This window comes from Nocardioides sp. NPDC057577 (assembly GCF_042801335.1).
Classification (GTDB): Bacteria; Actinomycetota; Actinomycetes; order Propionibacteriales; family Nocardioidaceae; genus Nocardioides.
The window spans coordinates 1-17504 of the sequence record NZ_JBHVGB010000049.1 but is presented as its reverse complement, the minus strand read 5'-3'; the positions used below and the strand labels follow the sequence as shown (position 1 = coordinate 17504).

General features: G+C 69.1%; 18 protein-coding genes. 17 read left to right on the top strand and 1 reads right to left on the bottom strand.

Features of this window, described 5'->3' with window-relative positions:
- Positions 1-3 precede the first annotated feature (3 nt).
- The 8 genes from ACFU7D_RS12480 (at position 4) to ACFU7D_RS12445 (ending at position 6080) form a co-directional block, all read left to right on the top strand.
- Entirely contained in the window at positions 4-576 is a 573-nt protein-coding gene (locus ACFU7D_RS12480; RefSeq protein WP_378867418.1) for a hypothetical protein, read from the top strand.
- Positions 576-1466, top strand: a complete 891-nt coding sequence (locus tag ACFU7D_RS12475) for a hypothetical protein (RefSeq protein ID WP_378867416.1) — start codon at positions 576-578, stop codon at positions 1464-1466. The genes ACFU7D_RS12480 and ACFU7D_RS12475 overlap by 1 nt, the downstream gene beginning before the upstream one ends.
- 96 nt (positions 1467-1562) lie before the next feature.
- A complete protein-coding gene (locus tag ACFU7D_RS12470) occupies positions 1563-2039 on the top strand; it encodes a pyridoxamine 5'-phosphate oxidase family protein (protein ID WP_378730508.1) in 477 nt (158 codons plus the stop codon).
- A 33-nt stretch (positions 2040-2072) separates the two neighbouring features.
- Complete coding sequence (locus ACFU7D_RS12465; protein ID WP_378730510.1) at positions 2073-2267, top strand: ferredoxin; 195 nt, start codon at positions 2073-2075, stop codon at positions 2265-2267.
- Positions 2268-2273: 6 nt separating this feature from the next.
- The gene (locus ACFU7D_RS12460) at positions 2274-3161 is read left to right on the top strand and encodes an SDR family oxidoreductase (protein ID WP_378730512.1); all 888 of its coding nucleotides are present in this window, start codon (positions 2274-2276) and stop codon (positions 3159-3161) included.
- Positions 3161-3919 (top strand): glucose 1-dehydrogenase, encoded by a 759-nt coding sequence (locus ACFU7D_RS12455; RefSeq protein WP_378867414.1) that lies wholly within the window; start codon positions 3161-3163, stop codon positions 3917-3919. The genes ACFU7D_RS12460 and ACFU7D_RS12455 overlap by 1 nt, the downstream gene beginning before the upstream one ends.
- A gap of 189 nt (positions 3920-4108) precedes the next feature.
- On the top strand, positions 4109-5272 hold the full coding sequence (locus tag ACFU7D_RS12450; protein ID WP_378867412.1) for a hypothetical protein: 1164 nt from the start codon (positions 4109-4111) through the stop codon (positions 5270-5272).
- Entirely contained in the window at positions 5250-6080 is an 831-nt protein-coding gene (locus ACFU7D_RS12445) for a hypothetical protein (protein WP_378867410.1), read from the top strand. The genes ACFU7D_RS12450 and ACFU7D_RS12445 overlap by 23 nt, the downstream gene beginning before the upstream one ends.
- A gap of 97 nt (positions 6081-6177) precedes the next feature.
- Here ACFU7D_RS12445 and ACFU7D_RS12440 read toward each other — a convergent pair whose 3' ends face one another.
- Complete coding sequence (locus tag ACFU7D_RS12440; RefSeq protein ID WP_378730524.1) at positions 6178-6813, bottom strand: TetR family transcriptional regulator; 636 nt, start codon at positions 6811-6813, stop codon at positions 6178-6180.
- Between the two features lie 161 nt (positions 6814-6974).
- Here ACFU7D_RS12440 and ACFU7D_RS12435 point away from each other — a divergent pair, with 161 nt between their 5' ends.
- From ACFU7D_RS12435 to ACFU7D_RS12395, 9 genes are all read left to right on the top strand, one after another.
- Positions 6975-9101: an acyl-CoA dehydrogenase family protein gene (locus ACFU7D_RS12435; RefSeq protein WP_378867408.1), complete on the top strand. Its 2127-nt coding sequence runs from the start codon at positions 6975-6977 to the stop codon at positions 9099-9101.
- An 87-nt stretch (positions 9102-9188) separates the two neighbouring features.
- Entirely contained in the window at positions 9189-10886 is a 1698-nt protein-coding gene (locus tag ACFU7D_RS12430) for a right-handed parallel beta-helix repeat-containing protein (protein WP_378867406.1), read from the top strand.
- The gene (locus ACFU7D_RS12425) at positions 10883-11281 is read left to right on the top strand and encodes a hypothetical protein (RefSeq protein ID WP_378867404.1); all 399 of its coding nucleotides are present in this window, start codon (positions 10883-10885) and stop codon (positions 11279-11281) included. The genes ACFU7D_RS12430 and ACFU7D_RS12425 overlap by 4 nt, the downstream gene beginning before the upstream one ends.
- Before the next feature lie 51 nt (positions 11282-11332).
- Positions 11333-13510, top strand: a complete 2178-nt coding sequence (locus ACFU7D_RS12420) for an acyl-CoA dehydrogenase (RefSeq protein ID WP_378867402.1) — start codon at positions 11333-11335, stop codon at positions 13508-13510.
- Entirely contained in the window at positions 13507-14034 is a 528-nt protein-coding gene (locus ACFU7D_RS12415; RefSeq protein WP_378867400.1) for a MaoC family dehydratase N-terminal domain-containing protein, read from the top strand. Before ACFU7D_RS12420 ends, ACFU7D_RS12415 begins: the two co-directional genes overlap by 4 nt.
- Entirely contained in the window at positions 14031-14435 is a 405-nt protein-coding gene (locus ACFU7D_RS12410) for a Zn-ribbon domain-containing OB-fold protein (protein WP_378867398.1), read from the top strand. The genes ACFU7D_RS12415 and ACFU7D_RS12410 overlap by 4 nt, the downstream gene beginning before the upstream one ends.
- Positions 14432-14815, top strand: a complete 384-nt coding sequence (locus ACFU7D_RS12405) for a MaoC family dehydratase (RefSeq protein ID WP_378867396.1) — start codon at positions 14432-14434, stop codon at positions 14813-14815. Before ACFU7D_RS12410 ends, ACFU7D_RS12405 begins: the two co-directional genes overlap by 4 nt.
- On the top strand, positions 14812-15978 hold the full coding sequence (locus ACFU7D_RS12400) for a lipid-transfer protein (RefSeq protein ID WP_378867394.1): 1167 nt from the start codon (positions 14812-14814) through the stop codon (positions 15976-15978). Before ACFU7D_RS12405 ends, ACFU7D_RS12400 begins: the two co-directional genes overlap by 4 nt.
- 162 nt (positions 15979-16140) lie before the next feature.
- The coding region (locus ACFU7D_RS12395; protein ID WP_378867392.1) for an alpha-amylase family protein at positions 16141-17504 on the top strand (1364 nt) is incomplete at its 3' end.

Below are 17504 nucleotides of genomic sequence, written 5' to 3'. Positions count from 1 at the left end.
CAGATGCCATCCGACAACTCCCTCGACGTCAAGCTCTCCCTGGCCAGACTGGGGCGGGTCAACACCGTCCTCGCGGCGGTGGTGGTGGTCCTGGTCGTGCTGGCGGCCGCCGTGTTCATCGGTGGCGCCCGGGTGCTTCCCTGGACGACGCCCGCCGAGGCCGCGGCCGCCGACTACGACGAGGTGAAGGCGGTCGCCGAGGACGGCGTGATCGCCTTCCTCGACGTCGACTACCGCGACATGGACCCACGGATCCAGGCGGTCAAGGAGATCTCGACCGGCACCTTCGGCAAGGAGTACACCGCCATCGCCGAGCAGATCCGGCAGGCCGCGATCCCCGCCCAGACCGTGTCCAAGGGCAAGGTCAAGCAGGTCGGCATCCGCGCGATCGGGTCGAAGAAGGCGGTCGTGCTGGTCGCCGTGGACTCGGTCGTCACCAGCAGCCAGACCGCTGAGCTGAAGAAGAGCGACACCTGCCCCTACGAGGGTGCGCGCTGCTCGAAGTACCGGTTCAAGGTGTCGCTGGACAAGACGAAGGACGGATGGCGCATGTCCGACCTGGCAGGAGTCAACTGATGACAGGCGTACGAGCGAACGGATCGGTCTCCACCGGGCAGAAGGAGTGCCCCTTCTGCGCGGAGACGATCAAGGCCGCCGCGATCAAGTGCCGTTACTGCGGCTCCGACCTGCTGCCTCCGGCCGAGGAGCAGGACAAGGACGTACGTGACGAGGTGGCTGCTCCGGAGGACAGCGCCGTCGGCGCCGCTGAGCCCGAGGACGCTGAGACCGAGGACGCTGAAACCGACGGCTCCGAGACCGAGGAAGAGTCTCAAGCTGAGGATGAGGGTGAGTCTGAGACCGAGGCGCGTGCCGGGTTCGCCGAGCGGTGGCTGGGCGACGGCAGCCGGGTGCTGACGGCCGTTCTCGGCGTACTCGTCCTGGTGGCCGGCGGCGTGCTCTGGCTGGCCATCGACCTGGCCTCGAACGACGACGTGGCGCCGAGCGGTGAGCTGACCGCGGCCGGGTCCCGGGCGGCGATCATGGAGCACTCGATCGGGCTGACCCAGACGGTGATGTCCTACCAGGCGGCCAGCGCGGAGAAGGACATCGCGGCGGCGAAGAAGCTGATGACGCCGGCGATGCAGAAGGACTACGAGAAGACGCTGCCGGGCGAGGACAAGCGCAAGGAGCAGGCCGATCTCGGCATCAAGGTCGACGCCGAGGTGGCGCCGCTCTCCGAGGAGGGTGCGAAGGCCGCCGAGGAGGGCAAGGCCTGCGTCGACGAGGACTGTGCCGCCTCGATCATCTCGGCCACCGAGGACTCTGCGAAGGTGCTGCTCTTCGTCAACCAGAGCGCGACCGCGCCGAAGACGAAGAACACCGTGGTCAGCCCGACCTGGGAGGTGCTGACGCTGGTCAAGGACGACGGCGGCTGGCTGATCTCCGAGATGACGGCCGCCTCCTAGTCCGCGACCCAGATCTCATGATGAGGTTGTTCCCAGGGACACTCCTGTCCCTGCTATGGTAGAACGTGTTCTAGTTTCACTGCTCGAGGAGGGCACATGGCCGGCTCCCGCCAGTCCGTACAGCTGACCGACGCCGAGATCGAGGACTTCCTCGGCTCGCAGATGAAGGTGCAGGTCGCGACCGTCGGTGCCGACGGTGCCCCGCACCTGACCACGCTGTTCTACGTGCTCGACGAGGGCAAGATCGCCTTCTGGACGTACGGGTCCTCCCAGAAGGTCCGCAACCTGCGGCGTGACCCGCGGGTCACCTGCCTGGTGGAGGACGGCGTGGACTACTTCGAGCTGCGTGGGGTGAGCATCACCGGGACGGCGAGGCTCGTCGAGGACTATGACGAGATCAAGGGCATCGGGTCGCGGGTGATGACCCGGATGGCCGGTGGAGCCGACCTGGGTGAGCTCGGCGAGGACCTAGTCTCGAAGCAGGCGCACAAGCGCGTCGGCATCGTCATCGAGCCCGACAAGGTCGCCAGCTGGGACCACCGCAAGCTGGGCGCGCTGCCCGGCCAAGGCTGAGCTCAACGACGGCGAAGGACAAAGGAGACCGACATGGCAAAGGTGATCGCGGACTTCGACCTGTGCGAGTCCAACGGGATGTGCGAGGCGTTCGCTCCCGATGTGTTCGAGATCGATGACGACGACTTCCTGCAGATCGAGGACCCGACGGTGACCGACGAGAACCGCGACCGCGTCGAGCAGGCCGTGGCCGGCTGCCCCAAGGCGGCCCTGAGGATCGAGGAGTAGCACCACGTGAGCATCGACTTGGATGGCAAGCGGGCGATCGTCACGGGCGCCGGAGCGGGTCTCGGGCGTGCCGAGGCCGTCGCTCTGGCCCGGGCCGGGGCCCGGGTGGTGCTCAACGACCTGCCCGGTGCGGCGGAGGAGGCAGCCGAGGAGATCCGCGGCTTCGGCGGCGAGGCGGTGATCGCGGCCGGCGACGTGAGCGAGCGTGCCACCGCCGACGCGATGCTCGCCGCGGCCGTCGACGGCTTCGGCGGGCTCGACATCGTGGTCAACAACGCGGGCATCACCCGCGACAAGATGCTCTTCAACATGTCGGACGAGGAGTTCGACCTCGTCGTACGCATCCACCTCCGTGGCCACTTCCTGCTGACCCGCAATGCCTCGGCGCACTGGCGCTCGGTGGCGAAGTCGACGGGCGCACCGGTGGACGCCGCGGTGGTGAACACCTCCTCGGAGGCGTTCCTGTCCGGGCCTCCCGGACAGGCCAACTACGGCGCCGCGAAGGCCGGGATCACCGCGCTGACGATGTCGACGGCGCGCTCGATGGGCCGTTCCGGCGTACGCGCCAACGCGATCTGCCCGCGGGCCGCGACCGCGATGACCGAGGGTGTGCTCACGGGTGACTCCTACGGCGCCGAGCACGTGGCGCCGCTGGTCACCTACCTCGCCTCGCCGGCCGCCGCCGCGATCACCGGGCAGGTCTTCGTCGTCTACGGCGGGATGATCGCCGTCCTCGCGCCACCCACGGTGGCCGAGCGCTTCGACAACGCGGCCTGGGACATGGACTCGCTCGACAAGCAGGTCGGCGGCTGGTTCGCCGACCGCGACCCCGAGGCCGGCTTCTCGGCCGACTCGATCATGCAGCTCAAGCTGAAGGACGACAAGGAGCAGTGATGGCACGTCTCGCGGGCAAGATCGCGATCGTCACCGGTGGCGCGCAGGGCCAGGGGGCCGCGATAGCGCGCGCCTTCGTGGCGGAGGGTGCCAAGGTCGTCATCGCCGACGTGGCCGACGAGCCAGGGAAGCTCCTCGCCGAGGAGCTGGGTGAGGCGGCGCTCTTCGTGCACCACGACGTGAGCTCGGAGGAGTCGTGGACCGCGCTGGTGGCCGAGACCGCCGAGGCGTACGGCTCGGTCAACATCCTCGCCAACAACGCCGGCATCCTGCGCTTCGGCGAGATCCTGACCCAGCCGGTCGAGGAGTTCGAGCTGCTGTGGCGGGTCAACACCCTCGGCTGCTTCCTCGGGATGCGCTCGGTGATCACGACGATGAAGGAGAACGGTGGCGGCTCGATCATCAACGCCTCCTCGATCGAGGGCCTGGCGGGGATGGCGTTCGTGGCCGGCTACACCTCCACCAAGTTCGCCATCCGTGGGATGACCAAGGCCGCCGCCCTCGAGCTCGGCCCCAGCGGCATCCGGGTCAACTCGGTCCACCCCGGCATGATCGACACCTCGATGACCCGCGGCGTCGGCGCCGATGACGCCGCCATGGAGTTCGGTGCCTCGAAGGTCGCCCTCAAGCGCGTCGGCCACCCGGCCGACATCGCGCCCCTCTACGTCTACCTGGCCTCCGACGAGTCCGGCTTCGTCACCGGCGCCGAGATCGCCATCGACGGCGGCGCCACCGCCACCCACGCCTTCGGCGGCTGACCGCGGCCGAGGCGTCACCTACGTCGGCCGAGGCGTCGCGTACGTCGGCCGAGATGTCACCGTGGTGCCAACTCGGCCGACGGGGGTGACGCCTCGACGTGGGTGAGTCGGCCACACGGCAGGCCGGTCTCCGGCATACTGCGGCGCGAAGGTTTCAGTCAGCGGGGACGAACCGAAGGCCATCTGAACATGTCTCGACGACGCGGTGCGTTCGCCACCGTTGCGGTGCTCAGCGCGTTCGCGTTCCTCTACAGCCTGGCCTTGGCGATCCCGGTGTACGTCGGCGACATCTCAGCGCTGTGGAGCACACGAGGATTCGCCTGGTTCGGGGACGTGCTGGCCCGGATGGTCGATGGGTTCTCGTTCCTGTGGGGATCGGCGGTGATGAACGAGGGATATCCCGTCGCACCGGTGTCAGGTTGGCCGACCGCGGTGTTCACGGCCCTGCTCGTGGCTCTGGTCTACGCGAGCCTGCGTACGGCCTCGGACGGCGCCTACGCGGTTGCCGGGCGCGTGCTGTGCGCGAGCGTTCTCGCGGGAGGCCTGACGAACCTGTTCGTGATCTTCCAGACCGTCCTCGGAATCCGCGGCGGGCCGTCGTCATTGCCGGCGGTCATCTGGGTGGTGCCCGACGACGGGATCTGGCTCGGTCTGGTCGTGGGTGTGTTCGGCGGCTACGCGGCCTATGCGGCCGCGGCGTTCGCCCAGATTGCCGCTCTCGCCCTGCGCGCGGGCGGTGGAACGGACGATGACGGCGCGATGCCGGAAGCGTCGAGGGAGGTCTTCGGACGGGCGCGTGCTGCCCGGATCGCGACCTGGGGCGTGCTGCCGATACTCGTGCTGGCTCTCGTCGGAGGCTTCGTCTGGGACTATGGTCCGGACGCGGACCCGTACGGGACGGACGTGAGTCCCCGCGAGGCGTGGGTCCGCCTGGTCTGGTTCGCCCATGCCAGCCTCTCGCCGCCGCACAACCCGCATTCCCTCAGCGGCAGCTTCGACACCTCGGTCTGGTTGCCGCCGGCCTTGGGTTCGGCCGCTCTCGCGGTGCTGGTGTGGCTGGTGATCCTGGTGGTCGTGACGCGATGGCCACGCGAGGGAGGGCCGGGCGTACTTTCGATCGTGCTGCTGTGCTGGGGCGTCCTGGCCGTGCTCGCCGCGGTTGTCGGCCTGTTCGTCGGCGCGCTCGCGCCGGAGGACGAGTTCGCCCTGGCGACTCCCTACTGGGCGCTCGACACCGCCGCTCGGGGCGTTCGATTCGCTGTCTGTTTCGGCTGGATCACCGGCGTCGCGGTGGCCATCGCCCACCGATTCTCGAGAGGAGCGCGGGCTGATGCCGAAGCAGAGGTCGAGTGAGGCCGATGCCTCCAAGCAGGGGCGGCTGGCGTCATTGGTGAGGAAGCCGGCCACCTGGGTCGTCGGCGTGATCCTGGTGGCTCTGGCCGCCACCTTCACCTCCGGCCTGCAGAGCCTGTTCGCCGGCCTGCTGCCCGACGGATGGAGCGAGCCGGGCGACGGCATCAAGGTCGTGGACGTACGCCGTCAGCCGGTGAGCGGTCGTGTGCTGATCCCGAACTCCGACGCAGGGCGGTTCGAGAGCCGGAGCGACGCGACGGAGTCGATCAACGACCCCGAGTGGGAGGCCCAGCACGAGTGGTACGCCGCCGGCTACATCACCTGGGAGGTGACTCTCGTCGGGCGACACAGTGACCCGGTGGTGATCACCGATCTGCGTCCCGAACGGACCGGACCGTGCACGAAGCGGCTCGAGGCCGGAACGCTCGTCGAGGACCTCCCGCAGGGTGAAGGCACAAAGATCGAGCTGACGACGGCCATCGACGCGAACGTCCCCCAGCTGACCTCGGCGAAGGACGGCTCGGCGTACTTCGACGGCGGGACGGTCACGCTGGCCAAGGGCGAGACGGTGGTGATCTCGATCGAGGCGACCAGCGCGGGACCTACCTGCCAGTGGGTGCTCGAGGCCGACTATGTCGACCATGGCAAGCGCGAGACGATGACGATCAAAGCGCCCGGCGACCAACCGTTCGCGATCACCGGTTGGGCCGAGGGGCATCCGTACGATCTCACTTGGAACGGAAGCTGCGACCACGCGATGACACCCGAGGAGGCGGCGACCATCGAGAAGCCGACCGACTGCAACTAGGCCGAGGCGTCAGCTACGTCGCTCGACACGTCACTGCGGTGCCGACTCGACCGACCGGAGTGACGCCTCGGCCGACGGGGGTGACGTCTCGGCAGGGTCAGCGCAGCAGGAGGCGTACGGCGACGTCGATCGACTTCTCGACGTCCTCGGAGTCCATGCGGCCGGTGACCCAGGAGATCAGGGCGGAGAGCCATACGTCGGAGATGATCCGGATGATGGCGGCCTCCTCCTCGGTGACCTCTCCGTGGTCGGGGGTGCCGTGCATGGCGCGGGCGATGACGGTGGTCAGGCTGGTGCCGACCTCGTGGATCTCGCCGGTCACCGACTGGTCGGCGAACATGAAGGCGCGGACCAGGGCCTCGGTGAGCTTGGGCTGCTTCTGCAGGGCGCGGGTGCGGCGGTTGAGGACGTACATGATCCGCTCGTGGGCGGTGTCGCCCGGCGTCGCGCGGATGGCGGAGCGGTCGACGTCCTTGGTGAACTCACGCGCCAGCGCGGAGACCAGCAGATGGATCTTCGAGGGGAAGTAGCGGTAGAGGGTGCCGAGCGCGACCTCGGCCTGCTCGGCTACCGCGCGCATCTGCACGGCGTCGAAGCCGCCCTCGGCGGCGAGCTTGATCGTGGCGTCGAGGATGCGCCGGCGGCGCTCTCGCTGGGCCGCGGAACCGCCGGTGGGTGCGGTGGCCGGGGTAGGGCCGTCGGTGTCTCGTGGCTCCGTGCTGACGGACGTCACTGGTTGTCCCCCCTAGGACTATGACCGGATCTCGATCTGTGGATCTCAGGCTAACCGCATCGGCGCCCGAGAGTGAAACACGTTCTTCCGTGAGTCTAGACTTGTAACACGTTCTACATCAGTCTCTATTCCAGAGGCCGCGGAAATAGTAGGAGGTTCCTGTGCCGATCGGCATCACCGACGAACACCAAGCCCTCAGCGAAAGCTTGTGCGATTGGGCCAAAGGGCTGGGCGGCATCGCGCTCGCCCGCGCCGCCGAGGGCGTCGCCTCCGCAGGTTTCGACGAGGTGTGGCGAGGTGTCGAGGAGTACGGCGTCGCCGCCATCGCGGCGCCCGAGCCGAACGGTGGTGGCGGAACGCTGCTGGACGCGGCCGTCGCGCTCGAGGCCTGCGCCCACGAGCTGCTCCCGGGTCCGCTGCTGGGCAGTGCGGTCGCGGCCTTCCATGCCGGCGCGGCCGGGCTCGGCGACGTGGTGGGTGCTGTCGCCGCCGGGGGCTGCGGGATCGCGCTCGACCCGGTCCTGGAGCTCGGTGAGCGCCTGCGAGGAACGGTTCCCGTCGTCTACGACGGCGGGGGATCGGCACGTCTGCTGCTCGGCGCCCGCGGGTCCGATGGCGCGGAGCGCTGGTTCTTCGTCGCGGCCGAGCAGGTGGACGTACGTCCCCAGGTGGGCCCCGATCTGACCAGGCGGGTCGCCGAGGTGAAGGTCGACGTCGACGCCGGCGAGGCGGTCGAGGTCCCGGGACTGCGCGTCGAAGCGGTGCGGCGTACGGCACTCACCCTCGCTGCCGCCGAGGCCGCCGGGATCGCGCGGTGGTGTCTGACGACGGCCGTGGAGTACTCCAAGGTGCGCGAGCAGTTCGGCGCGCCGATCGGGTCGTTCCAGGCGATCAAGCACCTGTGCGCCCAGATGCTGGAGACGGCCGAGGCGGCGGCCGCGACCGCCTGGGACGCGTCCGCCTCGGCCGACGACGCCGATCCCGATCAGTGGTCCTTCGCCGCCGAGGTCGCGGGTGTCACGGCGATCGACGGCGCCGTCATGGCTGCCCAGGACTGCATCCAGGTCCTCGGCGGCATCGGCTTCACCTTCGAGCACGACGCCCACCTCTACCTGCGCCGCGCGGTCGCCCTGCGCAGCCTCCTCGGTGGCGGCGACGCCCACGCGGTCGCGCTGGCCGGGCACGCCGTGGCCGGGGTACGCCGCTCGGTCCGTGTCGACCTCGACGGCAAGGACGAGGCGGTCCGTCCCCGAGTGCGGAAGGCGATCGCGACGATCGCGGCGCTTCCCGAGGCGGAACGCCGCGACGCGCTCGTCGACGCCGCTCTGCTCGCGCCGCACTGGCCCGCTCCGTACGGCCTCGGTGCCGGTCCTGTCGAACAGCTCGTGATCGACGAGGAGCTCACCGCGGCCGGGGTGTCCCGCCCCGACATCAAGATCGCGGGCTGGGCCGTGCCGACCATCCTCAAGCACGGCACCGACGCCCAGCGTGAGCGGTTCGTCGAAGCCTCGCTGCGTGGCCGGATCGTCTGGTGCCAGCTCTTCAGCGAGCCCGGCGCCGGCTCCGACCTGGCCTCGCTGGCCACCCGCGCCGAGCGCGTCGACGGCGGCTGGCGGCTGACCGGCCAGAAGGTGTGGACCTCCCTGGCGGCCGAGGCCGACTGGGCCATCTGCCTGGCGCGGACGAACCCCGAGGTCCCCAAGCACAAAGGCATCACCTACTTCCTGGTGGACATGCGCAGCGAGGGGATCGACGTCCGCCCGCTGCGCGAGCTGACCGGTGACGCGCTCTTCAACGAGGTGTTCCTCGACGACGTGTTCGTGCCCGACGAGCTCGTCGTGGGCGATGTCGACGGCGGCTGGCGCCTGGCCCGCACGACGCTGGCCAACGAGCGGGTCGCGATGGCCTCGACCAACCTCGGCGGCAGCGTCGAACGCGCGGTCGAGCTCGCCAAGGGCCGCGGCGAGTCCGATCTCGCCCGGGTGGGCCACGCCGTCGCGCTCTCCACGGTCTGCGCGCTGCTCGGCGTCCGGTCCACGCTCAAGGCGCTCGCCGGACGCGGACCCGGCGCGGAGTCCTCGGTGGTCAAGCTCTTGACCGTACGCAACCGCCAGGACGCCTCCGAGCTCGTCGTCGATCTCCTGGGTCCGCTGGCGCTCACCGACGACCCGCAGGTCCGTGAGGACCTGCACCAGTCCCAGCTCACCCGCTGCCTCTCCATCGCCGGCGGCACGACCCAGGTGCTCCGCAACGTGGCCGCCGAGCAGATCCTCGGCCTGCCCAGATAGTCAGAGCCGCCACAGCTGCGAGCCGCTAGGCTGCTCGGGTCGAACCTTTACCCAGGGAGGCGGCGCTTGTCGGTGAGGACGATGCGCGTGACGGGCAGCGCGCGACGCGGCCATTCCACCATCGGGGCGGCGCTCTCGGAGGCTGCCGGCTCGCTCAGGGAGACCAGGATCCTGATCGAGCCGGGGACCTACGACGAGCAGCTGGTCGTGCGTGGAAACGTGTCGCTGGTTGCCAGGGAGCCCGGATCGGTGACGATCCGCTCGTCCGCGGGCCAGGTTCTCGACAGCGACGGCACGGTGAGACTGTCGGGGCTGCGGTTCGAAGCCGATGCCGGCGAGGCGGTCGTCTGTCGGGGTGGGTCGCTCGAGGCTCACGAGATCGACGTCGAGACCCGCGGTCGCATCGCTCTCTGGGCCGCGCCGGGCACCCGGGTCGAGGCGCGTGACTCCACCTTCCGTGGTGGACGGGTGCTCTTCGCCGGAGCCGTGGGCGCCGTCGTGAGCTGTGAGCTGTTCGCCTGTCCGGACAACGCGATCGCGGTGATCGAGGGTGCGCGCCTCGATGTTCGCGACTGCCGCGTCGAGCGTCCGCGGCACAGCGCGGTGCGTGTCGAGGCAGGCTCGTCCGCGACGATCCTCTCGGGCCGCTTCGTCTCGTGCCACGACACGATGGTCGCGGTCATCGGCGCTGCCGCGCGGGCCGAGATCGACGGCACGACCATCGAGGACACGGGCACCGCGATCGGCTTCGCCGAGGGCGCGGCCGGAAGCGTACGCAACGTGACGGTGCGCCAGGCCCGGCACGCGCTCTCCTCACGCTCGGGTGCGAACCCGACAGTGAGCGACTGCGCGTTCCTGGACTGCCTGGAGACCGGCATCAACATCTCCGAGCGAGGCGCTGGAACCTTCAGCGACTGCGTCATCCGAGACCCCGGGGCGATCGGGGTGTTCATCAAGGGTGACGGTGCGGACGTGGGCCGTTGGGGCGCGGTCGACGTCAGCCGCTGCACGATCGAGGGCTCTTCGGTGGGGATCGCCGTCGAGGGGGCTGAGGGCCGCTTCCGGGACTGTCGGCTGAATCGGCTCAGTTTCGCGGGCGTCAGGCTTCTCGGGGCCTCGTCGGCGACGTTCGACGACCTGATCGTCACCGACACCCCGGTCGGGCTGGACGCCCGAGGGACGTCGGTGGGGAGGTTCGGTCGGGCAAGGCTCAGTGAATGCCGCCCGCTCGCCGTCTCGGCGGTGGACGAGGCCCGGTTGACGATCTCGGAGAGCGTCGTGGCGGACTCGGGGGCCGGCGCCGGCGTCCAGGGCTCGGCGAGCCTGGTGGTGAAGAGGTCCGAGCTGCGCGACCTGGAGTCGTTCGGGATGATCGCGATGGCCACCAGCACCCTGGTTCTCGAAGGCAGCCGGCTCCGGGGCCCCGGCGCGATCGGCGTCATCGGGCTCCATGACGCCTTCGTCGACGTCAGAGACACCACGGTGGAGGACGCGGCGGACATCGGCTTCCGTCTGCTCGACAAGTGCAGCGGTCAGATCGCCGGGTGCACCGTGACGGCAGCCGCCGGGCTCGCGGTGACCAAGAACGACTACGTGCGTGTCGTCGGTCTGACCTCCTCGCTTCGGACGGTCACGACCAGCGCTGCGAGTGCGAAGGACCAGATCGTCGCGCAGGTGACGAACATCTACAACACGCCGATCTTCTTCAAGGAGTTCAGCGGGCAGATCGCCATGGGCAACGAGTCCGTGGAGCAGGTCCAGAAACGTGAGGGAGAAGATCGATGAGCGGCAGCGGTGACGGCGGGAACATCTACAACGAGCCGATGTTCTTCGGCGACTTCAACGGGCAGATGGCGATGGGCAACCGGAAGAGCGTCCAGCATCAGTCCATCTCGGTGGGTGCAGGAGAGGACATCGCGACGGTCGTCGCCCAGGTGCTGAAGCAGCTCGGCGCCCTCGGGCTCCCCGAGGACGACTTGAACGACGCGGTCGTCCAAGGCCGGGTGGTCCTGGCGGAGGTCGCCAAGGACGAGCCTGATCGCACCGTCGTACGCCGGGGCATCAACTACCTCAAGGGCGTGGTCGCGGGGATCGCGACCGGTGCCGTCGTAGGTGCGAACCAGGGCGCAGCCGAGATCGGTCAGCAGATCGTCCGTGATCTGGGCAACCTGATCCTCTGAATCTGCAGGCCGACCCTCGCGCCTCGAAGTAGAACACGTTACAGTTTCGGCATGGGAGACGAGACGCTCGATGCCGTACGCAGCGTGGTGGCCGAGGTCCTTGCCCGCGAGACCGACCGGGGTGACTGGTCGGCCTGGGCGAGTGCCGGCCTGACCGCGCTGCCCGTGCCGGAGGCCCAGGGTGGCGAGGGGTTCGGGCTGACCGAGGTCGCGGTCCTGCTGCGGGAGGCGGGCCGGAACGCGGTGCGGGTGCCGGTCTGGGAGACGCTCGCCGTCGGCGCGCTGACGCTGGCCCGCCACGGGACGTCCGAGCAGCGGGACGCGATCCTGCCCGGCGTGGCGAGCGGCGAGACGCTGCTGACCCCGGCGTGGCTCGAGCCGGGACGACCACAGAAGCCCTCGGCCGCCTACCGCGACGGCACCGTCAGCGGTCGCAAGACCGCAGTGACCTACGCCGCCGAGAGCTCGCGTCTCCTGGTCACCGCGACCGCCGAGGACACCGGGGAACCGGTGGTGGTGCTCGTCGACCCGAGTGGTCCGGGCGTCACGCTGGCTCCTTCGAGCACGTCGGGTGAGCCGACCCAGCACACCGTGGTGCTCGACGGTGCCGCGGCAGAGCCGCTGGGCGAAGGGGCCTACGAGACTCTGACCGGCCTCGCGACCGCCGGGCTGGCGGTGAGCGCCGCGGCCGTGCTTGCCGGCGCGCGGGATCTCACCGCTGCCTACGTGAAGAACCGGCAGCAGTTCGGCCGTGCCCTTGCGGAGTTCCAGGCGGTCGCGCTGCAGATGGCAGACGTCTACGTCACCTCCCGCACGCTCGACCTCGCCGCCGACAACGCGGTCGCCGCCATCGCGGACCAGCGAGCCGCGACGGTCGACCTGAAGGTCGCCGCCTACTGGGCCAGCCAGGTCGCGCCGTACGCCTTCCGCACCTGCCACCACCTCCACGGCGGCATGGGGGTGGACGTGACCTACCCGCTGCTCGGGTTCACGACCTGGGGCACCGACATCGCCCATCTGCTCGACACCCCGGCCGAGGCCGTCCCGGTCGAGACCGAGGGGACCAAGAACCTCGAGCTCACCGAGGCCCAGCGATCGCTGAAGGCCGAGGTCAGAGCCTATTTCGCAAGCTTGGCCCACGAAGAGCCGGCTGATCCCGGCCCGGAGGGCTCCTGGGACCGGCACGGCCCGACGTACCAGAAGCTCATCAAGCAGCTCGGCGACGACGGCTGGATGGGCGTCGGCTGGCCGAAGGAGTACGGCGGCCACGGTCTCGGCGAGGTCGAGCAGACGATCTTCGCCAACGAGGCGCAGTACGCCGACGTCCACCTGCCCTCGGTGACCCTGCAGACGGTCGGCCCGACGCTGATCCGCTACGGCTCCACGAAGCAGAAGGACCTCTTCCTCAACCGGATCCTGGCCGGTGAGGTGCACTTCGCGATCGGCTACTCGGAGCCCGAGGCCGGCACCGACCTGGCCAGTCTCCGCACGACGGCGAGGCTCGACGGCGATCACTACGTCGTCAACGGCCAGAAGCTGTGGACCACCGGCGGCCACGCCGCCGACTACATCTGGCTCGCCTGCCGCACCGACCCGGACGCCCCCAAGCACAAGGGCATCTCGATCCTGATCGTCGACACGACCGACCCGGGCTTCTCCTGGACCCCGATCATCACCGCCGACGGTTCCCACCACGTCAACGCGACCTACTTCAACGACGTCCGCGTCCCGGTCGACATGTTGGTGGGGGAGGAGAACAAGGGCTGGAAGCTGATCACGACCCAGCTCAACCACGAGCGCGTCATGCTCGGCCCGGCCGGCCGCATCGAGGGTCTGCGCGACCGCGTCCTGCGTTGGGCGACCGCTCAGGGCATTGCCGACAGCCCGGATGTACGCGCGCAGATCGGGAAGACCACCGCGGTCTTCCGCGTCAACGAGCTGCTCAACTGGGAGGTCGCGCGAGCGGCCGAGAGCGGCGAGATCGAGGTCGCCGACGCCTCCTCCTCGAAGGTCTTCGCTGCCGACCAGGTCCAGCACCTGCTCGCCGACCTGATCGCACTGGTCCACCGGCACGGCGATCCTGGCGATCCGGTCACGAGGAGCCTTCTCGACTATCTCGACGCCCAGGCGAAGCGGAACCTCGTGCTCACCTTCGGTGGCGGCGTCCAGGAGGTCCAGCGCGAGCTGATCGCGATGTTCGGTCTCGAGATGCCGAGGGTGCCCCGATGAACGCGGAGAAGCAGATGCTCGTGGACGAGGCCGTTCACGAGAAGATCATGGCCGCCGCCGAGGAGGTCAAGGCGTGGGGCGAGGCCGCCGAGCGCGACGCCCGCGACCTGGTCAACCAGCCCACGATCAACAACTGGCTCGAGTCGATGGGCCTGGAGTCCGAGCGGTTCCACCAGGGCGAGGCTCCGCCGTCGATGGCGCAGGTGTGGACGATGTACGGCCAGGGCGGTCGTCATCCCGACCGCGATCCGCTGCACGCGATGATGAACGTCCTCACCGACGCCGGGTTCAACGGCGTCCTCGGCACCAACTCCGAGCAGAGCTACGACCGCTACCTCCGCGTCGGCGAGCAGGTGCGGGTCACCACCGCGCTCGACTCGGTCGTCGGCCCGAAGAGCACCGGCATGGGTGTCGGCTACTTCGTCACCTCGAAGAGCACTTGGTACGTGGGCGAGGAGCGGGTCGCGACGATGCTGTTCCGGGTTCTCAAGTTCGTCCCCAAGAACCAGGGCGGCGGGGCATGAGCGGCCCCGTACGCCCAGTGATCGGCCGGGACAACGCGTACTTCTTCGAAGGCACCGCGAAGCAGGAGCTGCGGATCCAGAGCTGCAACGCGTGCGGCGCCCTGCGGCATCCGCCGGGCCCGGCGTGCCTGGCCTGTGACGCCTACGACCGCGGCTACGTCGTCGCGAGCGGCGAGGGAACGGTCTACTCGTTCACCGCGATCCATGCCCCGAAACTGCCCGGCAAGGAGCTCCCGCTGGTGGTGGCGCTGCTGGACCTGCCCGAGGGCGTACGCATCGTGGCGGAGGTGACCGGCGTGCCACCCGAGGGCGAGGACGCCCTGCAGATCGGCGAACGACTCGTCGTCGACTGGAACGTCATCGACGAGGAGCTGACGCTCCCGATCTGGAGGAGGCCATGAAGGTGCGTACCGGAGAGAAGATTCCCGTCTGGGAGCTCCCGATCACCCCGACGCTGGTCGTCTCGACCGCGATCGCGACGCGCGACTTCCAAGACGTGCACCACGACCGCGACCGTGCCCAGGCTGCCGGCTCGAAGGACATCTTCATGAACATCCTGACCTCGACGGCGCTGTGCGAGCGCTACGTCACGGACTGGGCCGGGGCCGACGTGCAGATCAAGGGGATCTCGATCCGCCTGGGCGCCCCGGCCTACCCCTACGACACGCTGTCGTTCTCCGGCGAGGTCACCGAGGTGGTCGACGGCGTCGCCACCATCAAGGTCACCGGCTCGGTCTCCCTCGGTGCCCATGTGACCGGGACCGTGAGGGTCGCCGCATGAGCCTGAGCAACAAGGCGGCGATCGTCGGCATCGGCGCGACCGAGTTCTCCAAGGAGTCGGGGCGCTCCGAGCTCCAGCTCAGCGTCGAGGCGACCCGGGCGGCGCTGAAGGACGCAGGGCTCACCGCGGCAGACGTCGACGGGCTGACCACGTTCACCATGGACACCAGCTCAGAGATCGCCCTGGCCCGCGAGCTCGGCCTCGGCGACCTGCGGTTCTTCTCCCGCATCAACTACGGCGGCGGCGCCGCGTGCGCGACGGTCCAGCAGGCCGCGATGGCGGTCGCGACGGGCGTCGCGGACGTCGTCGTCGCCTACCGCGGATTCAACGAGCGCTCGGGCCAGCGGTTCGGCCAGGTGCAGTCGTGGGCCGCGCAGCAGGTCAACACCAACGGCATCGACAACTCCTGGACCTACCCGCTCGGCCTCTCGACCCCGGCGGCGACGGTCGCGATGCAGGCCCGCCGCTACATGCACGACTACGGGGTGACCAGCGCGGACTTCGGTGCCGTCGCCGTCGCCGACCGGCGCCACGCCGCGACCAACCCGAAGGCGTTTTTCTACCAGAAGCCGATCACGCTCGAGGACCACCAGGCCTCCCGGATGATCGCCGACCCGCTGCACCTGCTCGACTGCTGCCAGGAGTCCGACGGTGCGGTCGCGATCGTCGTCACCAGTCCCGAGCGGGCCCGTGACCTGGGCAATCCGCCGGTCACCATCGCCGCGGCCGCCCAGGGCAGCGCCGCCGACCAGTACGTGATGACCTCTTACTACCGCGACGAGATCGGCATCCCGGAGATGGGCGTCGTCGCCAAGGATCTCTGGCGCCAGTCCGGCCTCACCCCGGCCGACATCGACACCGCCGTGCTCTACGACCACTTCACCCCCTACGTACTCATGCAGCTCGAGGAGCTCGGCTTCTGCGGCAGGGGAGAGGCCAAGGACTTCGTACGCGACGGGGCCATCGAGCTCGGTGGACGACTGCCGATCAACACCCACGGCGGCCAGCTCGGCGAGGCCTACCTGCACGGTATGAACGGCATCGCCGAGGGCGTACGCCAGGTGCGCGGCACCTCGGTGAACCAGGTCGCCGGTGCAGCGCGCGTGCTCGTCACCGCGGGCACCGGTGTACCCACGAGCGGGCTGGTCCTGACCTCCTCCTGACCGCGCGCTGAAAGTTTGCGCAAACACTTGCACCGTCAGATCCCCTTCTGGCGGTGCAAGTTCTTTCTGTGACCTCCCGAGGGTTGACGTGTGACGGCGATCACCCTACGGTCTCTCTGCAAGATCTTGCAGCAAGATTCAGCCTTCGACATAGGAGGAACCATGGCCAGACAATCCATCGCCAGAACCGCCATGGCTGCCGCACTTGCCCTCTCGGCGGGAGCTGCTGTCGCGCTCACGATCCCGGTCTCGGCCCCAGCACAGGCCGCGCCACCGGGAGACAAGGACGTCACCGCGGTGATGTTCGAATGGAACTTCGCCTCCGTAGCCAGGGAGTGCACCACCACCCTCGGCCCGGCCGGCTACGGCTACGTCCAGGTCTCCCCACCCCAGGAGCACATCCAGGGCGGGCAGTGGTGGACGTCCTATCAGCCCGTCAGCTACAAGATCGCGGGCCGACTGGGCGACCGCACCGCTTTCAAGAACATGGTCGACACCTGCCACGCCGCCGGTGTGAAGGTTGTCGCCGACGCCGTCATCAACCACATGTCCGCGGGTTCCGGCACCGGCACGGGTGGCTCGTCCTACAGCAAGTACGACTACCCCGGTCTCTACTCGTCCTACGACCTCGACAACTGCACCGCACAGATCAGCAACTACCAGGACCGCACCAATGTCCAGGAGTGCGAGCTGGTCGGTCTCGCCGACCTCGACACCGGTGAGGACTACGTACGCGGCAAGATCGCCGGCTACCTCAACGACCTGCTCTCGCTCGGCGTCGACGGCTTCCGGATCGACGCCGCCAAGCACATGGCCGCCTCCGACCTGGCCAACATCAAGTCGCGCCTGAGCAACCCGAACGTCTACTGGAAGCAGGAGGCCATCTATGGCGCCGGGGAGGCGGTCTCGCCCAGCGAGTACCTCGGCAACGGCGACGTCCAGGAGTTCCGCTACGCCCGCGACCTGAAGCGGGTCTTCAACAACGAGAACCTCGCCTACCTGAACAACTTCGGCGAGGGCTGGGGCTACATGTCCTCGGGCAGCTCGGCCGTCTTCGTCGACAACCACGACACCGAGCGCGGTGGCGACACGCTCAACTACAAGGACGGCGCGAACTACACCCTGGCCAACGTCTTCATGCTGGCCTGGCCCTACGGCTCGCCCGACATCAACTCGGGCTACGAGTGGAGCGACAAGGACGCCGGCCCGCCCAACGGCGGCGCGGTCAACGCCTGCTGGCAGGACGGCTGGAAGTGCCAGCACGCGTGGCCGGAGATCAAGAAGATGGTCGCCCTCCGCAACACCGCTCGCGGCCAGTCCGTCACCAACTGGTGGGACAACGGCGCCGACGCCATCGCCTTCGGTCGAGGCAGCAAGGCGTACGTCGCGATCAACCACGAGTCCGGCTCGCTGACCCGCACCTTCCAGACGTCGCTGGCGGCGGGCGCCTACTGCGACGTACAGACCGGCAACAGCGTCACCGTGAACGGCTCGGGTCAGTTCACCGCCACCCTCGGGTCCAACAC